The following is a 19,110-nucleotide window of genomic DNA, read 5'->3' on the forward strand; positions in this document are numbered from 1 at the left end:
CCGACACCCCACCGTCCACGGCCCACCCGACGTCAAGGAAGAGACAGTGAGCGTGACTTCCCACCACGACCAGGCGAGCGAGCCGGAGAGCTACGTCGTCGGCGTGGACTTCGGCACCCTGTCGGGGCGCGCGGTCGTGGTCCGCACCGCCGACGGCGAGGAGCTCGGCACCGCCGTGCACGCCTACCCGCACGCCGTGATCGAGGACCGCCTGCCCGGCACCGGCCGCCGCCTGCCCCCGGACTGGGCGCTGCAGCACCCCGAGGACTGGCGCGAGGTGCTGCGCACCGCCGTTCCCGCCGCGCTCGCCGCCGCCGGCGTCGACCCGCACCGGGTGATCGGCATCGCCACCGACTTCACCGCCTGCACGGTGCTGCCCACCCTCGCCGACGGCACCCCGCTCGCCGAACTCCCGCAGTGGGCCGGGCGTCCGCACGCCTGGCCCAAGCTGTGGAAGCACCACGCCGCGCAGGGGCAGGCCGACCGGATCAACGCGCTCGCGCACGCCCGCGGCGAGAAGTGGATCGGCCGCTACGGCGGGAAGATCTCCGCCGAGTGGCAGTACGCCAAGGCCCTGCAGGTGCTGGAGGAGGACCCGCAGACCTACGCCGCCTGCGAGCGCTGGATCGAGGCCGCCGACTGGATCGTCTGGCAGCTGACCGGCGCCGAGTCCCGCAACGCCTGCACCGCCGGATACAAGGGCATCCACCAGGACGGCGGCTACCCGGACGAGGACTACCTCGCCGCCCTGCACCCGGAGTTCGCGGACTTCGCCCGCACCCGCCTGGAACACCCCGACGGCCTGGCCCCGCTCGGCTCCCGGGTCGGCTCGCTGACCGCCGAGGCCGCGCGCTGGACGGGCCTGCCCGAGGGCATCGCCGTCGCGGCGGGCAACGTCGACGCGCACGTCGCCGCACCCGCCGCGCAGGCCGTCGACAACGGCCGGCTGCTCGCCATCATGGGCACCTCCACCTGCCACGTCGTCAACGGCCCGGCACCGGCCGACATCCCGGGCATCTGCGGCGTCGTCGACGGCGGCATCGTGGCGGGCGCCTTCGGCTACGAGGCCGGGCAGTCCGCGGTGGGCGACGTCTTCGCCTGGTGGCTGCGCCAGGGCCTGCCCGCCGACTACCTCGCCGAGGCCGGGGCGCGCGGCGAGGACGCCCACCAACTGCTCACCCGCAAGGCCGCCGCCCAGCGGGTGGGCGCGCACGGCCTGGTCGCCCTCGACTGGATGAACGGCAACCGCTCGACCCTGGTCGACCACCACCTGTCCGGCGTCATCGCCGGACTCACCCTGGCCACCCGCCCCGAGGACGTGTACCGCGCCCTGCTGGAAGCCACCGCCTTCGGCACCCGCACCATCGTCGAGGCCCTGGAGGCCGGCGGCGTCCCCGTCACCGAGTTCGTCGTCACCGGCGGCCTGAAGAAGAACGCCCTGCTGATGCAGATCTACGCCGACGTGCTGCGCCGCCCCGTCTCGCTCGCCGTCTCCGAGCAGGGCCCCGCCCTCGGCTCGGCGATCCACGCGGCCGTCGCCGCCGGCGCCCACCCCGACGTCCGGGCCGCCGCCGCCGCGATGGGCCGGGTCGAACGCCACGCCCACCTCCCCGACCCGGCCCGGGCCGACGCCTACGACGCCCTGTACGCCGAGTACCGGCTGCTGCACGAGCACTTCGGCACCGGGGCCGACAAGCAGCTGCACCGCCTGCGCCGCCTGCGCAACGCCGCCCTCACCCACGACAGCGAGGACTGACACCGATGAGCGACACCGTCGACCTGATCCGCCGTCAGGTCTGCGACCTGCACCGGGAGCTGGTCCGCTACGGCCTGGTCGTGTGGACCGCGGGCAACGTCTCCGCCCGCGTCCCCGGCGAGGACCTGCTGGTCATCAAGCCCAGCGGCGTCGACTACGACGAGCTGACCCCGCAGAACATGATCCTCTGCGACCTGGACGGCCGCGTCGTCGAGGGCGACTTCGCGCCGTCCTCCGACACCGCCGCGCACGCCTACGTCTACCGCCACCGCGCGGACGTCGGCGGCGTGGTGCACACCCACTCCACCTACGCCAGCGCCTGGGCCGCCCGCGGCGAGCCGGTGCCCTGCGTGCTGACCGCGATGGCCGACGAGTTCGGCGCCGAGATCCCCGTCGGCCCGTTCGCCCTGATCGGCGACGACTCGATCGGCCGCGGCATCGTCGAGACCCTCGCCGGTCACCGCTCGCCCGCCGTGCTGATGAAGAGCCACGGCGTGTTCACCATCGGCCGGGACGCCCGGGCCGCCGTCAAGGCCGCCGTCATGTGCGAGGACGTCGCCCGCACCGTGCACGTCGCCCGCCAGCTGGGCGAACCCCTGCCGATCGCGCAGGCCGACATCGACAGCCTGAACCACCGCTACCAGAACGTCTACGGCCAGCAGCGCGCTGCCCAGTGAAGGAGTAACACCCGTGACCGAGGTATTCACCGGGCGCGAGATCTGGTTCCTCACCGGAAGCCAGGGCCTCTACGGACCCGAGACGCTCCAGCAGGTCGCCGACCAGTCCCGGCAGGTCGTCGACCGGCTGTCCCGCGCGGGCCTGCCGGTGCGGCCGGTCTGGAAGCCCGTCCTCACCTCCGCCGACGCGATCCGCCGGATCTGCCTGGAGGCGAACGCCGACGACGGCTGCGTCGGCCTGATCGCCTGGATGCACACCTTCTCCCCGGCCAAGATGTGGATCGCCGGCCTCGACGCCCTGCGCAAGCCGCTGCTGCACCTGCACACCCAGGCCAACCGCGACCTGCCCTGGTCCACCATCGACATGGACTTCATGAACCTGAACCAGGCCGCCCACGGCGACCGCGAGTTCGGCTACCTGCAGTCCCGCCTCGGCGTCACCCGCAAGACCGTCGCCGGCCACGTCGGCGACCCCGCCGTCGCCCGCCGCATCGGCACCTGGGCCCGCGCCGCCGCCGCCCGCGCCGAACTCGCCACCCTGCGGCTCGCCCGCTTCGGCGACAACATGCGCGACGTCGCCGTCACCGAGGGCGACAAGGTCGAGGCGCAGCTCCGCCTCGGCGTCTCCGTCAACACCTACGGCGTCAACGACCTGGTCGCGGCCGTCGACGCCGCCGCCGACGCGGCGGTCACCACCCTGGTCGAGGAGTACGGGGACACCTACCGCCTCGCCCCCGAACTGCGCGCCGGCGGCGAGCGCCACGAGTCGCTGCGCTACGCCGCCCGGATCGAACTCGGCCTGCGCGCCTTCCTCACCGACGGCGGCTTCGGCGCCTTCACCACCAACTTCGAGGACCTCGGCGCGCTGCGCCAACTCCCCGGCCTCGCCGTCCAGCGCCTGATGGCCGACGGCTACGGCTTCGGCGGCGAGGGCGACTGGAAGACCGCCGTCCTGCTGCGCACCCTCAAGACCGCCGCCACCGGCCTGCCCGGCGGCACCTCCTTCATGGAGGACTACACCTACCACCTGGAGCCGGGACGGGAGTTGATCCTCGGCGCGCACATGCTGGAGGTCTGCCCGAGCATCGCCGCCGCCACCCCGTCCTGCGAGATCCACCCGCTGTCCATCGGCGGCCGCGAGGACCCCGTCCGCCTGGTCTTCGACGCCGCACCCGGGCCCGCCGTCGTCGTCGGCATGGCCGACCTCGGCGACCGGTTCCGCCTGGTCGCCAACGAGATCGACGTCGTCCCGCCCACCGAACCGCTGCCCCACCTCCCCGTCGCCCGCGCCGTCTGGCGCCCCCGCCCCGACCTGCGGACCTCCACCGAAGCCTGGCTGACCGCCGGCGGACCCCACCACACCGTGCTGACCGGCGCCCTCGACAGCGACCACCTCGACGACCTCGCCGAGATGCTCAAGGTCGAACTCGTCCTGATCGACCAGGACACCACCATCCGCCGGTTCACCCGCGAACTGCGCTGGAACCAGGCGTACCACCGCCTCGCCCAGGGCCTCTGACCGCGGTTCCCGACGGACCGTCACCGAGGACCGACGACGCCCGTCCGCCCGCGGGCGTCGTCACCCCGCTTCCGCACCTGCCCGCCCGCCCCCCGCTGCCCGCCGCCGAACGGAGCCCGCCCGTGCCGCCCGAAGCACCCGCCCGCCTGAGGGTCACCCAGGCCGAGGTCGCGTCCCTCCCCGACGGCCGGTGGATCACCCGCTGGACCTTCGGTGCCCCGGGCGGCGTCACCGCGGAGGTGCTCAGTCTCGGCGCCCGACTGGCGGCCCTGCACGCCCCCGACCGCGACGGCCACCGCGCCAACGTCGTGCTCGGCACGGACCGGGTCACGGACCTGCTCGGCGACGCCGCCTACTTCGGCGCCACCGTCGGCCGCTACGCCAACCGAATCGCCCGCGGCGCCCTGCCGCTGGACGGCGCCGTGCACCGCCTCGCCACCCAGGACACCGGCCACACCCTGCACGGCGGACCCGACGGCTACGCCACCCGCCTGTGGGAGGGCACGCCCGTCCGGCAGGACCGGCGGGTCGGCGTCCGGCTGCGCCTGCACAGCCCGGACGGCGACCAGGGCTTCCCCGGCGCGCTCGACGCCGAGGTCACCTACCTGCTCGACGCCGCCGGCGAGTTGACCGTCGACTACCGGGCCGTCACCGACGCGCCCACCGTCGTCAACCTCACCAACCACGCCTACTTCAACCTCGCGGGCGAGGGCAGCGGCACCGTCCTCGACCACCTGCTGCGGGTCGAGGCCGCCGGCTACCTCCCCGTCGACGAGGACCTGATCCCGCACGGCCCGGTCGAACCCGTCGCCGGCACCCCCTTCGACCTCCGCCGAACCCGGACGGTCGCCGACCGGCTGACGGACCGTCACCCGCAGCTCCGGCTGGCCGGCGGCGGCTTCGACCACAACTGGGTCCTGGACGGTACCGGCCTGCGGACCGCCGCCGTCCTCATCGACCCGGCCGGCGGCCGACGCCTCGAATGCCGGACCACCGAACCCGGGCTGCAGGTCTACACCGGCAACTACTTCGACGGCGCCGTGACCGGCCGCTCCGGCCGCCCCTACCGCGCGCACGCGGGCATCGCCCTGGAGACCCAGCACTTCCCCGACTCCCCGAACCGCCCCGAGTACCCCTGCACCGTCCTGCGCCCGGGGGAGGAGTACCGCTCCACCACGGTCTACCGGTTCACCGTGTGCCGCTGACGGTCCGCCCGGGACACGGAGTCACGGGTGCCTGTCGCGGGCCACGCGCTCCGGGCTAACGGGGCGGCCGGTCCGGTGACGGGGTGCGCGGGCGCAGGCGCTCGCCCTGCGGCCCGAACATGATCAGGTACTCGACCGGTCCGCCGGGGCCCGCATTGGCGACCCCGTGGACGGTGCGGGTGTCGAACTCGGCCACGTCCCCGGCGCGCAGCACGAGGTCCTGCTCGCCGAGCGCCAGCCACAGCCGCCCGTACAGGACGCACAGCCACTCGTACCCGTCGTGGGAGACCTGCCGCGGCCGGGCCGGCGGCGCGTCCACGGCGGGCAGGACGTGCTTGTGCGCGTGCAGGCCCCCGACGTACCGGGTCAGCGGCAGCACGGCCTTGTCGCCGTCGGGGCGCTGCGGCGCCGCGGGGCGCGGCACGGCGGCCTCGGCGGGCGCGGTACCGGCCAACTCGTCCAGGGAGACGCCGTACGCCTTCGCGAGGCGGACCAGCACCTCCAGGGTCGGCCTGCGCCGGCCGGTCTCGATCCGCGACAGCGTGCTCGGCGCGATGCCGGTCGCGCGGCAGACGCCGGTGAGCGTGGCGCCGTGCCGCTCGCGCGCGGCCCGCAGCCGGGGCCCCATCGCCGCCAGCGGGTCGGCCGTGCCGCTGTCCGCCATCGTCGCTCCCGTCGCTCTCCGCGCCCTGTCCTGGCAGTTTGCCACGACGGCAACGGTTCTCGCGCCGGGCGGGCGCCGCGCCGCAAGATCGGTGCACAACGCCACCTGTGGACCGAGGAGAAATCACCGTGCACCAGTCCGCGCCGTCCGCCGAACCCGTCCACCGCACCGTCGAAGGCCCCGCCGGGCGCCTGCACCTGGTCGAGCAGGGCACCGGGCCGCTGGTCCTGCTCGTCCACGGCTTCCCCGAGTCCTGGTACTCCTGGCGCCGCCAGCTCCCGGCCCTCGCAGCGGCCGGGTACCGGGCCGCGGCCCTCGACGTGCGCGGCTACGGCCGCTCCGCGAAGCCCGCCGCGACGGACGCCTACCGGATGCTCGACCTGGTGGAGGACAACCTCGCCCTGGTCCGCGCCCTGGGCGAGGAACGGGCGGTGGTCGTCGGGCACGACTGGGGCTCCGGCATCGCGGCGGCCTCCGCCCTGCTCCACCCCGAGGTCTTCCGCGCCGTCGCCCTGCTGAGCGTCCCCTACACGCCGCCCGGCGGCCCCCGCCCCACCGACGCCTTCGCGCAGCTGGGCGGCGACCAGGAGTTCTACGTCTCCTACTTCCAGGAGCCCGGCCGCGCCGAGGCGGAGATCGAGCCCGACGTCCGGGGCTGGCTGGCGGGCTTCTACGCGGCCATGTCCGCCGACACCATGCCCGCCCCCGGCGAACCCGACCCGCACTTCGTGACCCGCCCCGGCGGCCGGCTGCGCGACCGCTTCCCGACCGGCGCGCTGCCCGGCTGGCTCACCGAGGACGACCTCGACGTGTACGCCGCCGAGTTCGAACGCGCCGGCATGACCGGCGCCCTGAACCGCTACCGCAACGTGGACCGCGACTGGGAGGACCTCGCCCGCCACCGCGGCGCCCCGATCGAGCAGCCGTCCCTGTTCATCGGCGGCGCCCTCGACGCCTCCACCACCTGGCTGGCCGACGCGATCGACGCCTACCCGGCCACCCTCCCCAACCTGTCCGCCAGCCACATCCTGGAGGGCTGCGGGCACTGGATCCAGCAGGAACGCCCCGAGGACGTCAACCGCCTGCTGATCTCCTGGCTCGACTCGCTTCGGGGCTGACCGACCAGGAGGGAACCCCGGGGTTTCCATAAGACATGAATATAAAGAAGCTATGCTTCTGCCCATGAGCCGTCACGACACCGATTCCGGCGCCTCCGCCGCCATCGGGGCAGCCCTCTACGCCCTGGCCACCAGGGCCACGAGGCGCCTGCCCCGGGACATGAGCCTGACGTCCGCCGCCACCCTCGCCACCCTGGCCCGGACCGGACCGCGCCGCATCACCGATCTGGCCGCCGTCCAGGGCGTCACCCAGCCCGCGATGACCGCCCTGGTCCGGGTGATGGAGGAGTCCGGCCTGGTCGAGCGGCAGGGCGACGCCTCCGACCGCCGGGTCACCCTGGTCCGCCTCACCGAGGCCGGCGCCTCCTACGTCCGGACCCGGCACCGGGCGGGCGTCGCCGCGTTCGAGCGGCTGATCGACGGGCTCACCGGCGACGAGGTCGACGCGCTGATGGCGGCCCTTCCGGCGCTGGAGCACCTGGCGGAACTCGACACCGAGGACCGCGAAGGGACGAGGCGATGACCGGCCGGCCGGTCGACGGGCTCGCCGCGACGGCGGCCCCGGCGGCGCGTGCCGAGGCCCGGCCGCTGGTCCCCGCCCTGGTGTTCGTCGCCCTCGTCGTGGCGGCCGTCGGCAGCCTCGGCACGCCGCTCATCACCAGCGTCGCCACCTCCTTCCACGTCCCGCTCGGCAGCGCGCAGTGGACGCTGACCGTCGCCCTGCTCAGCGGCGCCGTCGCCACGCCCGTCCTCGGCCGGCTCGGAGCCGGCCCGCACCGCCGGACCACGATCCTCGTCACGCTGGCGGTCGTCGTCGCCGGCAGCGCCCTCACCGTGCTGCCGCTGCCGTTCGCGTACCTGCTGGCCGGCCGGGCGGCCCAGGGCGTCGGACTCGGGCTGACGGCACTGCTGATGGGCGTCGCCCGGGACCACCTCCCCGAGGAGCGCGGCACCGCCGTGATCGCCCTGATCTCGGTGGTCTCGATCATCGGGGCGGGCGTCGGCTACCCGCTGGCCGCCCTGCTCGCCGAACTCGGCGGCGTACGGGCCACCTACGGCCTCGGCCTGGCCGTCACCGCCGCCGCCCTCCTGACCGCGTGGCGCTCCGTGCCCGAAGCCCCCCGGGGCCGCTCCGCCCGGGTGGACGTGACCGGTGCGGTCCTCCTCGCCGGAGCGCTGCTCCTGGTGCTGCTCCTCGCCGGCGAACGGAACCTGTGGAGCCGGCACCTCGCCGTGGCGGCGGCCCTCGCCGCCGTCGCGGCGGCGCTGCTCTGCGCCTGGGTCGTCGTCGAACTCCGCAGCGCCGCGCCCCTGGTCGACGTGCGGGCGGTACGGCACCCGGCGGTCGCCGGGGCGAACCTCGCCATGTTCGTCGGCGGGATCGGCATGTACCTGCTGCTCACGCTCGTCACCCGGTACGCGCAGACGCCGCACGGCGCCGGCTACGGCTTCGGCCTGTCGACCTTCGTCGCCGGGCTGGTGCTCGTCCCGTTCTCGGTACTGGGATTCGTCGCCGGCAGGCTCGCGCCCCGGATCCGGACCCGGATCGACGGCCCCCTGCTGCTGGCCGGCAGCGCCGTCGTGGTCGGCGGCGGCTTCGCCCTGTTCGCGGCGGCCCGGTCGGACCTGGCCGAACTGTTCACCGCGATGGGCGTGCTGGGCTTCGGCGTCGGCGGCTTCTCCGCCGCGATGCCCGGCGTCATCCTGGCCGTCACCCCCAGGAGCGAGACGTCGAGCGCGATGAGCTTCAACTACGTCGTCCGCAGCGTCGGCTACTCCCTCGGCAGCGCCGTCGGCGGCCTGATCCTCGCCGCGGGCACCGGCCCCGGCCACCCCTTCCCCGACGACCACGCCTACACCACCGCGGCCTTCGTCGGCCTCGGCGCCATGGCGATCACGACGCTGACCAGCCTCGCTCTCGCCCGCCGCCGCCCGTCCGCGACCAACCCGTGACTCCCCCCGCCACCACCGGTCAGCTCCTACCGCACCGCCTCCGACCCGGGAAGCCGGCCGCCAACGACAAGCCGGCCCGTCGGGCCGTCCGGGCCGGAGGCCGCCCCCTGGCCCGTGGCGCGGAATCGCCGGACGCACCGTCCTGGTCGAGGTCGACAGCTCCGAGCAGGACGGTGCGGCGCACGCGCCGACGGCGCTCGCGTCCTCGCCGTCACGGGCCGCACCCGGCCACGGTTGCACGGGTGTCGCGTTCCCGGTAGGCCCGCTCCAGTGCCTCCGACTGCTCCCAGAGCATCGGCAGCGCCTCGGCGTGCTCCCACTCCCGGGTGCGGGGTGCGATGTCGCGGTCACCGCCGAGCAGTTGCCGTACCACGGCGACGATGTCCTCGGGATGGGCGAACGGCGGTACCGGCAGCGGCTCGTGCCGTTCCCAGTTCGCTCCTGACCAGAGGTCGAGAGGGCCGTGCACCCACCCCTTCCTTCCGTCCGCCCAGTGCAGTTCCACGCCGTGGTCGTCGTGCCCTCGCGGGGCCGGAACGCGTGACGCGAAGGGGAAGTACAGGTACTGCTGCGCCTCCTCGATCGGTTCGATCCGAGCCGCCGTCAGCGCTGCACGGACGGCGTGGCCGTACTGGTCCAGTACGTACTGCTCGGCCCGGTGCAGGTCGACGCAGAGCCGGCTGCCGGTCGGGAGGTTCGGCACCGCCGGCCGGCGCGACGCCCGGCCGGCGGCGGGAAGCGCGCGGGGGTCCGGGGCGAGGCCGTACCCGAGGGCCTCCAGCTCCCGGCGCAGCAGCAGCCGGGCCCGCCGCTCGTTCTCGGCCGCGGAGTCGTCCGACGGCGGCAGGTCGCCCTCCGGGCGCTCCGGGCGCTCCGGGTCGAAGGTGCCCAGGTAGAGGTCGAGCACGACCTCGTCCGGCAGCCGTGCCCCCGCCCGTCGGCTTCGTCGCTCCGACTCCAGCCGTCCGAGCTGCGGCTCCAGCTCGCGCGCCAGTCCTGCGGGGACCCCGGCGAGCAGCATCCGCAGCGAACCGATCCGCTTCCCGTAGTACTCCTCGACCGCGGTCTCCACGGCGTCGGCCTCGACCGGTCCCCGCCACGTCATGCCTGCGAACCCCTCCTCGGGAAAGAACGGCGACATTCGCCGTGCCGGTGCTCGGCTCCGATGTTCGGCATCCCGTCTCCACCCGGGCAGGGCCCGATCCAGGTCCACCGCCGAGCAGGCCGGCCTACTGCCCGGTGGCGGCTTCCCGGAAGGTGACGACGGCCTCGCCGTGCTCGCGGGCCCAGGCGGTGAGCATGCGGATGGGTTCTTCCAGGGTTCGGCCGAGGTCGGTGAGGGCGTATTCCACGCGGGGCGGCGCTTCGGCGTACGCGTGGCGTTCGACGAGGCCGTTGGCCTGGAGGCGGCGCAGGGTCTGGGTGAGGACCTTGCGCGAGATGCCGCCGCTGAGTTCGACGAGATCGCCGTGGCGCATCGGGCCGTCGGTCAGGGCGAAGAGCGTGACCATGGACCACTTGCTGGCGATGATCTCCATCGCCAGGAGGGCGGGGCAGTCGGCGAGGAAGACGATGTCGGGGCGCTGGCTCATGGGGGCGAAGGTTACCTGGAGGTTCCTGTCGGCTGCCTATCGTCGACGAGGTGCGCACGTCCCTTGCTCTCCTCCCGCATGGATCGAGGTTCCAGCCGTGTTCGTCTCCCTCGTCGTCGCCACCGTCCTCATGTCGGCCGTGCTCCTGGCGTCCGCCGGTGCCAAGTCCCTGCGGACGCGGCACATCACCGAGCAGATGTCCACGCTCGGAGTGCCGCAGGGCATGATGGCCTTCCTGATCGGCGCCCAGGTCGCGGGCGCGGCCGGTGCGGTCGTCGGACTCCGGTGGGGCGCCCTCGGAATCGCCGCCGCGATCGGCCTGACGCTGTACTTCGTCGGTGCGGTCCTCGCCCACCTGCGGGTCGGCGATCTCAAGGGTGCGCTCCCGGCGGGGGTCCTGACGGTGGCGTCCGTCGTCCTGGTCGTGCTGCGCGCCGCCACTCTCTGATCCGCCGGGCGCGGCGCGGCGGCGGTCGGCGACGGGGCTTCCGCCCCGGACGGACCGCCGTCCCGCCGACCTCGGGTCCTCCCGGGCGGCCCGGCTTGTACGCTCATATGGAGCAGCTCTGATTCTTTGAAGGGGGAGCCGAGTGCGCGCCCGTCGGTGGACAACGGTGGTCGGTGGAGTCGTCGCGCTGAGCAGCCCGGCAGTCGCGTACGCCCGTGGCGGGGGTGGTAGCCACGGGTTCAACGGCGGCGGTGGCGGTGGCGGCGGTGGCGGCTTCCACGGGACGACCGGCGGCGGCTTCGGCTACGGCTTCCTCATCGGCGGCGGTGGCGGTGGCGGCGGGCTGCTCCCGGTGCTGCTGATCGTGGCGATCGTCCTGCTGGTCCTGTGGCTCCGGCGCCGGCGCCGGAAGGCGCAGCAGGCGGCGGGTCTGAACACGGTGTCGGACCGTGCGGCGCACCGCGCGGACGAGCAGGCGCGCGAGCGGGCGGTCCAGGTCGGGGCCCGGGTCGATGCCCTCGCCGACACGGACGCGACGTTCGACCGCGCCGCGCTCGAAGCCCGGATCGTCTGGCTGTACCGCACCGCCCAGCAGGCGTGGACGCAGCACGACCACGCGACGCTGCAGCAGATCCTGTCCCCGGTGCTGTACGGCAAGTGGGCCGACGAGCTGCGCGACTACGAGTCGCGCGGCGAGGTCAACGTCGTGGAGATCGTCTCCGGCCCGGACGTCGAGCTGGTCGACGTCGCCAACCGCGCGGGCGAGGTGAACGACACCGTCACCTTCCGCGTCACCGCGACGCTCAACGACTACGTGCGCCGCGCCTACGGCCCGGACGCCGTGCGCAAGGACGGCTCGACGCGCCCGGTCGAGTACTGGACGCTGCGCAAGAACGCGGCCGGGGAGTGGATCGTGTCGTCGATCGAGCAGGCGGCCGAGGGTGCGCACCACCTGACCGGCGCGATCGAGACGGACGGCTGGGACCAGAAGGAGGTCGCCCGCGAGGCGGTGCTCGAGGTGGCCGGGAAGACCGCGGTCAGGGGGGTGAGCGACATCCTGTCGCTCACCAACATCTCCTGGAGCACGGACGCCGACACCGCCGCCGGCGATCTGAGCGTGCTCGACGGCCGGTTCGACCGGGCGGTTCTCGAGGTCGCCGTCGAGCGGTTCCTGGAGGAATGGGTGATGAACGACGGCAGCCTGGACTTCACGTCCGTGCGCACCGTCGACCGGACCGTCATGCGGGACGCCGTCATCAAGTCGGTCACGGTGCGCTCGCTGGTCTCCCGCGACCCGATCGTCTTCCGGGTCTCGGTCGACGCGGAGGGCGTCTACTACGAGGTCGACCGGCGCACCGAGCAGGTGCTGCGAGGCGACGCACGCGCGCGCCGGCCGATCGCCTTCGCGTTCGATCTCCGGCTGGACGACTCGTCGACCGAGGCGTGGACGGTGATCGCCGCCGACGTGCAGTAAGCAGGACGGCGGACGCCGGGCCGGTACGGCCCGGCGGTGCGGCCCGCGCGGGCCTCAGCAGACCACCGTCTTGTGGTAGGTGCCGACCTTCAGGACGAGTTCGCGGGTCGCCCGGTCGGCCAGGCGCAGACAGCTGCTGTCGTACCAGCCGTCCACGATGACCTTGACGTGCATGGTCCTGCCGCAGTTGTTCTGCAGCCACACGTGCTGGCCGTCGGGCATCTCGTCCACCACGCGGGCGATGCACGCCGGGGCGGTGCCGCCCGCGGCGTGCGCGGCGGGGGCGGTGGCGAGGGCGCCCCCGAGGACGGTCAGGGCGGTGGCGGCCGCGGCGGCGTGCTGACGGAAACGCATCGTGATTGCTCCCTTCGACCGGCACGGAGCTGCGGGCACGCGTGCTGGTGGTGGTCCGTGCCGCTACGAGCATCGAGGTCCACGCCGCGCACCGTCAATCACTCACAGTGATGACGCGGGTGCTGTTGCCGGCGCGCGAGGGCCGGGTGCGCCGTCCACGTCCGAGGCTGCGCGCCGGGCGCGGAGGGCCCGGCGGGCTGCTGCTCCGCCGGCCGACGCCCGGCTCCGCGCGGACGGGGGCGCGGGACCTGGCGTCGGCCGTGGCCCTCCGACCGCCGTGCGGCCGCTCCGGTCGGCCGGGGCTCAGTGCCTGCGGCGGGTACGGCGCAGGCGGAAGTGGAGCAGGGCGCCGCCGCCGGCGGCGGTCAGTGCGGCGAGGGCGGTCAGCGGGCCGGCCCCGGCGGCACCGGTTTCGGGGAGCGCGGGGTGGGTCGGGTGGCCGCTCGGCTCGGGCGCGGTGGGCGGCTCGCCGGTGGGGGTCGGTTCGGGGGCGGTCGGGGTCGGGGTGGGAGTCGGGGTGGGGCTGGGCCCGCAGGGCGCCCAGGCGAGCTGGACCTCGCCGTTGCCGCTGCGGATGCCGGTGGTGAACTGGGCGCCGGCCGGGCCGAGGCTGGAGCCGCCCCCGCCGCCACCGCCGTCCAGGGTGCCGCCGGTGGAGGAGCCGCCCGCGCCGCCGCCGTGGGCGCCGCCGCCGCCTCCTCCGCCGGTGCCCATGTGGGGGTCGCCGACGTTGAGCGCGCCGTTCCCGCCGGTCATGCCGTTCGCCGACCCGCCGGCCACGCCCGGCTGGTCGCCGGCGAACGCCGGGGTGCCGCCGGCCCCGCCGGCCCCGCCGTCGCCGCCCGACGCGCCGCCCTGGCCGGAGCCCGGGGTGCCGGGGGTCTGGCCGCTCTCGCCGGTCCGGCCGCCGTCGCCGCCGCGGCCGGTGCCGTTGTCGGCGAAGCTGCCCGCGCCGCCGCCACCGCCGCCCGCGACGATCACCGCGGCGCCGTCGAGGGCGACGGTCGTCGCCCCGCCGCCGCCCGCCGCGACGGCGCCGTTGCCGGGTGACGGGTCGTTGTTGTAGGCGCCGCCCTGGCCGCCGCCGCCGTAGCCGCCGTGCGGCCGGCTGCCGTCGCTGAGGCTTCCGCCGCTTCCCGCGCCGGCCACGTTCACGGTCAGGACCTGGCCGCTGTGCACGTCCAGCGTCGCGTGGACCTCGCCGCCGAGGCCGCCGGACGAGCCGTACACCGCGTCGCCGCCCGCCGCGCCGAACGCGGTGACGGTCGCTCGGCAGACGTCCTCGGGCACCGTGACGGACTCGGGCGCGCCGGTGAAGGCGAAGAGCAGCGTCCCGTCGGCGGCCTGCACCACCGACGGCAGGGTCCGGGCCGTGCCGGCGGCGGGAGCGGCGAGGGCCAGTCCGGAACTCAGAGCAACGGCGCACGCGGTGCGCAGGGTGGGTCGTAGATGTCTCATAAACGCACGATATGGTCACGCATGGCGTCCACCGCGCTACCGTCTGTGAGCAAGCGGAACGTGTCGCCGGGTCGGCGGCCTGCGGCTGCGGTGGCCGGTGGTCGTCGGCGGTCGTCGGAGGTCGGACTCGTGACGGTGGGGCCTGGTGTCGCGAAGGCGCCGGGGAGCCCGGGGAGCGGCCTAGATCCAAGGTCCCAGCCGGGCCGGTCCCGGGGGCCGATCCGGCGGCCGGCCGGGCAGGAGATCGTTGCGGCATGAACGCAGAACAGGGCGCCGCCGCCCCGCACACCGCCCCCGTGGCCGTCGTCACGGGGGCCTCCCGGGGCCTGGGTCTGGCCCTCGCGCGAGTGCTGGCCGCCGACGGCTGGCGGCTGGTGGTCACCGCCCGGGGTGCGGAGGAACTCGCGGCGGCCGCAGCGGAGTTGGCCGCCGTCACCGAGGTCGCCGCGCTGCCCGGCAGCATCGTGGACGGGCCGCACCGGGCCCGGCTGGCCGGGGCGGCGGAGCGCTTCGGCGGCGCGAGCCTGCTGGTCAACAACGCGGGCACGCTCGGGGCCGGCCTCGGGGCGGAGCCGCTGCCCCGGCTGGCCGACCACCCGGTACCGGACCTGCGGGAGCTCTTCGAGGTGAACGCGTTCGCGCCGATCGCCCTCACCCAGCTCGTCCTGCCGCAGCTGCGCGGCCGCGCGGGCGCCGTCCTCAACATCAGCTCGGTCGCCGCCGTGGTGCCCTACCGGGGCTGGGGCGGCTACGGTGCGAGCAAGGCCGCGCTCGACCTCGCCACCGCCGTACTCGCCCGGGAGGAACCGGAGTTGAGGGTCTGGGCGGTCGACCCGGGCAGCATGCGCACGCGGATGCTCCAGGAGGCCACCCCCGGCGGGGACATCTCCGGCGAGCCGCTGCCCGAGGAGGTCGCCGCGGTCCTGCACCGCCTGCTCCGGGACCGTCCGCCGTCCGGCCGCTACCGGGCACAGGACCTGGCTGCCGCCCGGACCGCCGACGGGCGGTGACCGTCCGCGGCGGGCGGGGTGACGCGGCATCAGGGGCCGGAGCGCCGCGGGCGGCCTCCGCGGTGGTCGCGGGCGGGGGCCGGCGGCGGGAGATCCAGAATGCCGGGGACCGCGAGCGCGGCGCGGACCGCCGGAGCGTTCGCCGGGCCGGGCGGGCCGAAGTCCCCACGGCGGTTGCGGAATCCCATCGACGACGAGGATGAAGTGCCGGCGTTCCACCACCTTCCTGCCGGGCCCCCGGCCCGCCCGGGTGCCTGCCGGCCGACCGCGTCGGCGGTGCCGGCATGACCCGGCCGGTCAGCGGGACGCTGCACCGCGTCGAGATCTGGGTGCCCGATCTGGAGCGGTCCGCCGCCTCCTTCGGCTGGCTGCTGGAGGCCCTGGGCCACACACCGTTCCAGAGCTGGGAGCACGGCCGCAGTTGGCGGCTCGGCGCGACGTACCTGGTCGTCGAGCAGTCCCGTGACCTGGCCGCCGACCGGCACGACCGGTGCCGGCCCGGGCTGAACCACCTGGCGTTCCACGTCGAGGACCGGCGCACGGTGGACGCGCTGGTGTCCGAAGCGGCGCGGCACGGCTGGAGCCTGCTGTTCCCCGACCGTCACCCGCACGCCGGCGGCGAGCACACGTACGCCGCCTACCTGGAGAACACCGACGGCTTCGAGGTCGAGCTGGCCGCCGTCGACCCGACCGAACGGGACTGACGAGGCGCACGGGCGCGCGGTGCCGGCGCGGGCGCCCTGGTGGGAGTCCGGCCCTACGTCAGAACGCCGCGCTACGCCAGGAGTCGGAGCCTCGGTCCATCCCCGCGCCGTACGGGGCGCGGGGACGGCGGATCGGAGACTGGAGGCAGTTCGAGGCACCGATTCGGAACAGGGGACAAGGCATGGATCTGCGGGACCGGCGGACGACGTCCACGCCGGCGGTCGGGGCGGTGGCGGCCGCGCTGGCCGCGCTCACGCCGGTGACGGCGTTCGCGGCGGGGGATCCGCTGCAGCGGTACGCGCAGCAGGAACTCCGGTGGGAGCGCTGCGAGGCGGGCGGCCGGGCGGAGTTCGAGTGCGCGAAGGTCCGGGTGCCGCTGGACTACGGCGACCCCGCAGGGCGGACGATCGAGCTCGCCGTGTCGCGGGTGAAGGCGGCCGGTGCGGCGAAGCGGCACGGTGTGCTGCTGATGAACCCCGGTGGCCCGGGTGTCCAGGGGCTGACGATGCCGGTGGAGCTGGAGCCGCTGCTGCCGGCGGAGGTGCGGGACCGGTTCGACCTGATCGGGTTCGACCCGCGCGGTGTCGGGCAGAGCTCGCCGGTCGGCTGCGACCTGACGGCCGACGAGCGGACCGTCCACCACCCGTACCGGGACAGCACGTTCGGGGCGGACGTGGCCCGGGCCCGGTCGGTGGCCGACAAGTGCTGGGCGAAGGCGGGGGACGTGCTGCCGCACCTCACCACCCGCAACACGGCGCGGGACATGGACGTCCTGCGGGCGGTGCTGGGGGAGCGGCGGATCTCCTACTTCGGGTACTCGTACGGCACGTACCTGGGGGCCGTCTACACGCAGCTGTTCCCGCAGCGCGCCGACCGGTTCGTGCTCGACAGCGCGCTGGACCCGGCGCTGGCCTGGCGGGGCAGCTTCCGGGGCTGGTCGCCGGCGGCCGAACTCGCCTTCACCCGCTGGACGGAGTGGGCCGCCGCCCGCGACGCGGCGTACGGCCTCGGCACGACCGCGGCGGAGGTCCGCAGGACGTACTGGGACCTGGTCGCCCACGCCGACCGCACGCCCGTCCCGACCGGGGGCGGGGCGCTCGACGGCGACGCCATCCGGTCCGGGTACGCCGCGTTCGTCCACCTGGAGGCCGTCACGCCCTGGATCGTCGCGCTGAAGGCCGCGGCCGCGGGCGGGCCGGCCGCGCCCGCCCTGCCGGCCGGCGAGGTGACGGACAACGCGGCCGCCGTCACGTGGGCCGTCTTCTGCGGCGACTCCCGCAGCTGGCCGCGCGACCCCGAGCAGTACCGGCGGGACGCGGTCCGCGACCGGGCCAGGTACCCGCTGGCCGGCGACCTGGGGGCCACCGTCCAGCCGTGCGCGTTCTGGAAGTCGGCGGCCCGCGAGCCGGCCACCGTGGTGAACAACGACGTCAAGGCGCTGATCGTGCAGAACCAGTGGGACCCGCAGGCGACCCTCGCCATGGCCCAGGGCATGCGCCGGGCCCTGCACGGCGCACGGATGGTGACGGTGGCCGGCGGCGAGGGCCACGGCGTGGTGGTGGCCGGCCCGTCCTGCGCGGACGGCAGCGTGACGCGCTACCTGACCACCGGCCGGCTGCCCGCGACGGACCTGACCTGCGACGACCGGGCCGCTTCCTGACGATCGCCGTCGGGCGCCCCGCGGGCTCAGGCGGTGCCGGCGCTCCAGACCCCCGCCAGCTGCCCCCGGGCGGCGGCGGCCTGCTGCCGGCCCGCCCGGAAGGCGGGCGCCCAGGCGGACGGGTCCGTCGGGTCCGGGCCGAAGACCGCTGCTGCGGCCTCGTCGGGGAACAGCGTCACCACCGTCTGCGCGCCGGTGACGGACGCGGCCTGCGGGCCGGGGTCCTGACGGGCCATCGGGTCGAGGAGCACCACGGTGCGTGCGCCGGCCGCGAGGTCCAGGTTGGCGCCGGAGCGCAGCGCGCCGTCGACGTAGTGGAGTCCGCCGACCGCGACGGGCGGCGCCGCGCCCGGGAACGCGCTGGACGCCGCGACGGCGGTCGCCAGGGGGACGCCGCTGTCGCGGTCGAAGACCACGCTCTCGCCGGTCTCCGCCGTCACGGCGGGGACGAGCAGGCGGCGGCCGGCCGGCCAGTCGTCCGTGCCGATCAGTCGCCGCCGGGTCGTGACCAGGGCCTGTTCGGCGTCCGGGTCGGCCGCGCCGAGGGCGATCCGGCCGACCCGGACGCGGGCCTCCTCCGGCGGCAGCCCGGCGCCGAGGACCGCGAAGACCTCGCCCAGGAGGCGCCGGTCCGGCCGGGGCGGCGGGGCGCCGCCGGAGGAGGCCGGGTCGGCGAGGAGCGCGAGGTCCCGGCCGGTGGCCAGCGCGGCGCCCACGATCGCGCCGGCCGACGTGCCGACCACCAGGTCCGCCGCCGCCAGGTCGACGCCCAGGCCGCGCAGGCCGTGGGCGAGACCGGCCGTCCAGGCGGCTCCGGCGGGCCCGCCCGGGCCGAGTACCAGCGCGCAGTTCGGTGCAGGCACCGCTTCCCCCGTTCGTCACCGTGGCGATCACGTCGGTGATCACGATCCTTGGACGAACGGGGGGCGGCATTGGTTCGCGGGGGCGGCTGCCGGCCGGCGCGGCGTCAGTCCGGTGCGGGCGGGCGGGTGGTGTGGAGGGTGGCGTGCAGGATCCGGGTGGTCTGGCGGATGTGGTGCGGGGCGGGCGCGGGGGAGAGCCGGGTGGTGCCGTGCAGGACGGCGAGGATCACGTGGGCGTGGGTGTGCGGCGGGCGCGGGGTGGCCGGATGGCCGGCGCTGATCGCGGCGGTGAGGTGGTGGTGGAGGCGGTGGTAGAGCACCGGCGGCTGCTCGGGCGTCCAGTCCGGGTCCACGGTGAGGCGCAGCGCAGCCCGGAACCGGGGGTCGGTGTGCAGCCGGGTGACGAGGTCGTGCAGCAGGTGGGTGAGGGCCTGCGGCGCGGGCGGCTGCTGCCAGTGCGCGGCGGTGTCGTCGACCAGCGCGGTGGCCAGGTGGTGCTTGGACGGGAAGTGCGCGTACAGGGCGCCCTTGGTCATGCCGGTGCGGGTGATGACGTCGTGCAGCTTGGCCGACTGGTAGCCGTGGAGGGCGAATTCGTGCGCGGCGGCGTCGAGGACGCGTTCGTGGGTCCGTTGTGCCCGTGTCTGTTTCACC

The 19,110-nt window shown here is 75.3% G+C and carries 19 protein-coding genes; 12 read left to right on the forward strand and 7 right to left on the reverse strand.

The features are described 5' to 3' along the window. The first annotated feature begins 52 nt into the window (after positions 1-52). From ACFV1L_RS19495 to ACFV1L_RS19510, 4 genes are all read left to right on the forward strand, one after another. Positions 53-1,756 (forward strand): ribulokinase, encoded by a 1,704-nt coding sequence (locus tag ACFV1L_RS19495; protein ID WP_380367461.1) that lies wholly within the window; start codon positions 53-55, stop codon positions 1,754-1,756. A 5-nt stretch (positions 1,757-1,761) separates the two neighbouring features. Further along, on the forward strand, positions 1,762-2,433 hold the full coding sequence (locus ACFV1L_RS19500; protein WP_380367389.1) for an L-ribulose-5-phosphate 4-epimerase: 672 nt from the start codon (positions 1,762-1,764) through the stop codon (positions 2,431-2,433). Positions 2,434-2,446: 13 nt separating this feature from the next. Further along, entirely contained in the window at positions 2,447-3,952 is a 1,506-nt protein-coding gene (gene araA / locus ACFV1L_RS19505; RefSeq protein ID WP_380367391.1) for an L-arabinose isomerase, read from the forward strand. A 122-nt stretch (positions 3,953-4,074) separates the two neighbouring features. Further along, positions 4,075-5,157, forward strand: a complete 1,083-nt coding sequence (locus ACFV1L_RS19510) for an aldose epimerase family protein (RefSeq protein ID WP_380367393.1) — start codon at positions 4,075-4,077, stop codon at positions 5,155-5,157. A gap of 55 nt (positions 5,158-5,212) precedes the next feature. On the opposite strand, the gene ACFV1L_RS19515 is transcribed toward ACFV1L_RS19510, so the two are convergent. After that, positions 5,213-5,821, reverse strand: a complete 609-nt coding sequence (locus tag ACFV1L_RS19515; protein ID WP_380367395.1) for a helix-turn-helix domain-containing protein — start codon at positions 5,819-5,821, stop codon at positions 5,213-5,215. A gap of 128 nt (positions 5,822-5,949) precedes the next feature. Here ACFV1L_RS19515 and ACFV1L_RS19520 point away from each other — a divergent pair, with 128 nt between their 5' ends. The 3 genes from ACFV1L_RS19520 to ACFV1L_RS19530 all read left to right on the forward strand — a co-directional run bounded on the left by ACFV1L_RS19520 (position 5,950) and on the right by ACFV1L_RS19530 (position 8,892). After that, complete coding sequence (locus ACFV1L_RS19520; RefSeq protein WP_380367397.1) at positions 5,950-6,939, forward strand: alpha/beta hydrolase; 990 nt, start codon at positions 5,950-5,952, stop codon at positions 6,937-6,939. 64 nt (positions 6,940-7,003) lie between these two features. Further along, entirely contained in the window at positions 7,004-7,462 is a 459-nt protein-coding gene (locus ACFV1L_RS19525; RefSeq protein ID WP_380367399.1) for a MarR family winged helix-turn-helix transcriptional regulator, read from the forward strand. Further along, positions 7,459-8,892 carry an MFS transporter gene (locus ACFV1L_RS19530; protein WP_380367401.1) on the forward strand — a complete coding sequence of 478 codons (1,434 nt, stop codon included), beginning with the start codon at positions 7,459-7,461 and terminating at the stop codon, positions 8,890-8,892. The genes ACFV1L_RS19525 and ACFV1L_RS19530 overlap by 4 nt, the downstream gene beginning before the upstream one ends. A 211-nt stretch (positions 8,893-9,103) precedes the next feature. Here ACFV1L_RS19530 and ACFV1L_RS19535 read toward each other — a convergent pair whose 3' ends face one another. Both ACFV1L_RS19535 and ACFV1L_RS19540 read right to left on the reverse strand, forming a co-directional pair. Next, positions 9,104-9,997 carry a hypothetical protein gene (locus tag ACFV1L_RS19535; RefSeq protein WP_380367403.1) on the reverse strand — a complete coding sequence of 298 codons (894 nt, stop codon included), beginning with the start codon at positions 9,995-9,997 and terminating at the stop codon, positions 9,104-9,106. A gap of 124 nt (positions 9,998-10,121) precedes the next feature. Continuing rightward, on the reverse strand, positions 10,122-10,484 hold the full coding sequence (locus ACFV1L_RS19540) for a winged helix-turn-helix transcriptional regulator (protein WP_380367405.1): 363 nt from the start codon (positions 10,482-10,484) through the stop codon (positions 10,122-10,124). A 97-nt stretch (positions 10,485-10,581) separates the two neighbouring features. On the opposite strand from ACFV1L_RS19540, the gene ACFV1L_RS19545 reads away from it, so the two are divergent. Together ACFV1L_RS19545 and ACFV1L_RS19550 are read left to right on the forward strand one after the other, a co-directional pair. Then, positions 10,582-10,932, forward strand: coding sequence for a DoxX family protein (locus ACFV1L_RS19545; protein WP_380367407.1), 351 nt, complete (start codon positions 10,582-10,584; stop codon positions 10,930-10,932). A 166-nt stretch (positions 10,933-11,098) separates the two neighbouring features. Continuing rightward, positions 11,099-12,406, forward strand: a complete 1,308-nt coding sequence (locus tag ACFV1L_RS19550) for a TIM44-like domain-containing protein (RefSeq protein WP_380367409.1) — start codon at positions 11,099-11,101, stop codon at positions 12,404-12,406. A gap of 54 nt (positions 12,407-12,460) precedes the next feature. On the opposite strand, the gene ACFV1L_RS19555 is transcribed toward ACFV1L_RS19550, so the two are convergent. Then, complete coding sequence (locus tag ACFV1L_RS19555; protein WP_380367411.1) at positions 12,461-12,760, reverse strand: hypothetical protein; 300 nt, start codon at positions 12,758-12,760, stop codon at positions 12,461-12,463. Between the two features lie 303 nt (positions 12,761-13,063). Beyond that, complete coding sequence (locus tag ACFV1L_RS19560) at positions 13,064-14,218, reverse strand: hypothetical protein (RefSeq protein ID WP_380367413.1); 1,155 nt, start codon at positions 14,216-14,218, stop codon at positions 13,064-13,066. 254 nt (positions 14,219-14,472) lie between these two features. Between ACFV1L_RS19560 and ACFV1L_RS19565 the strand changes: the two genes are divergently transcribed. The 3 genes from ACFV1L_RS19565 to ACFV1L_RS19575 all read left to right on the forward strand — a co-directional run bounded on the left by ACFV1L_RS19565 (position 14,473) and on the right by ACFV1L_RS19575 (position 17,593). Beyond that, a complete protein-coding gene (locus ACFV1L_RS19565) occupies positions 14,473-15,228 on the forward strand; it encodes an SDR family NAD(P)-dependent oxidoreductase (RefSeq protein ID WP_380367414.1) in 756 nt (251 codons plus the stop codon). A 284-nt stretch (positions 15,229-15,512) separates the two neighbouring features. Next, positions 15,513-15,932 (forward strand): VOC family protein, encoded by a 420-nt coding sequence (locus ACFV1L_RS19570; protein ID WP_380367416.1) that lies wholly within the window; start codon positions 15,513-15,515, stop codon positions 15,930-15,932. Between the two features lie 182 nt (positions 15,933-16,114). Continuing rightward, complete coding sequence (locus tag ACFV1L_RS19575; RefSeq protein WP_380367418.1) at positions 16,115-17,593, forward strand: alpha/beta hydrolase; 1,479 nt, start codon at positions 16,115-16,117, stop codon at positions 17,591-17,593. A 26-nt stretch (positions 17,594-17,619) separates the two neighbouring features. On the opposite strand, the gene ACFV1L_RS19580 is transcribed toward ACFV1L_RS19575, so the two are convergent. Beyond that, positions 17,620-18,456: a patatin-like phospholipase family protein gene (locus ACFV1L_RS19580; RefSeq protein WP_380367420.1), complete on the reverse strand. Its 837-nt coding sequence runs from the start codon at positions 18,454-18,456 to the stop codon at positions 17,620-17,622. Positions 18,457-18,560: 104 nt separating this feature from the next. Further along, positions 18,561-19,109 carry a TetR family transcriptional regulator gene (locus ACFV1L_RS19585; RefSeq protein ID WP_380367421.1) on the reverse strand — a complete coding sequence of 183 codons (549 nt, stop codon included), beginning with the start codon at positions 19,107-19,109 and terminating at the stop codon, positions 18,561-18,563. Position 19,110: the final 1 nt, after the last annotated feature.

It is taken from the genome of Kitasatospora sp. NPDC059646 (genome assembly GCF_042734615.1).
Taxonomy (GTDB): domain Bacteria; phylum Actinomycetota; class Actinomycetes; order Streptomycetales; family Streptomycetaceae; genus Kitasatospora.

Bases quoted from the DNA above. Each gene is read 5' to 3' on its own strand.
- ACFV1L_RS19500 (WP_380367389.1), top strand. From the start codon at position 1,762: ATGAGCGACACCGTCGACCTGATCCGCCGTCAGGTCTGCGACCTGCAC.
- ACFV1L_RS19530 (WP_380367401.1), top strand. From the start codon at position 7,459: ATGACCGGCCGGCCGGTCGACGGGCTCGCCGCGACGGCGGCCCCGGCG.
- ACFV1L_RS19525 (WP_380367399.1), top strand. From the start codon at position 7,004: ATGAGCCGTCACGACACCGATTCCGGCGCCTCCGCCGCCATCGGGGCA.
- ACFV1L_RS19535 (WP_380367403.1), bottom strand. From the start codon at position 9,997: ATGACGTGGCGGGGACCGGTCGAGGCCGACGCCGTGGAGACCGCGGTC.
- ACFV1L_RS19575 (WP_380367418.1), top strand. From the start codon at position 16,115: ATGGATCTGCGGGACCGGCGGACGACGTCCACGCCGGCGGTCGGGGCG.
- ACFV1L_RS19540 (WP_380367405.1), bottom strand. From the start codon at position 10,484: ATGAGCCAGCGCCCCGACATCGTCTTCCTCGCCGACTGCCCCGCCCTC.
- ACFV1L_RS19515 (WP_380367395.1), bottom strand. From the start codon at position 5,821: ATGGCGGACAGCGGCACGGCCGACCCGCTGGCGGCGATGGGGCCCCGG.
- ACFV1L_RS19560 (WP_380367413.1), bottom strand. From the start codon at position 14,218: ATGAGACATCTACGACCCACCCTGCGCACCGCGTGCGCCGTTGCTCTG.
- ACFV1L_RS19565 (WP_380367414.1), top strand. From the start codon at position 14,473: ATGAACGCAGAACAGGGCGCCGCCGCCCCGCACACCGCCCCCGTGGCC.
- ACFV1L_RS19555 (WP_380367411.1), bottom strand. From the start codon at position 12,760: ATGCGTTTCCGTCAGCACGCCGCCGCGGCCGCCACCGCCCTGACCGTC.
- ACFV1L_RS19570 (WP_380367416.1), top strand. From the start codon at position 15,513: ATGACCCGGCCGGTCAGCGGGACGCTGCACCGCGTCGAGATCTGGGTG.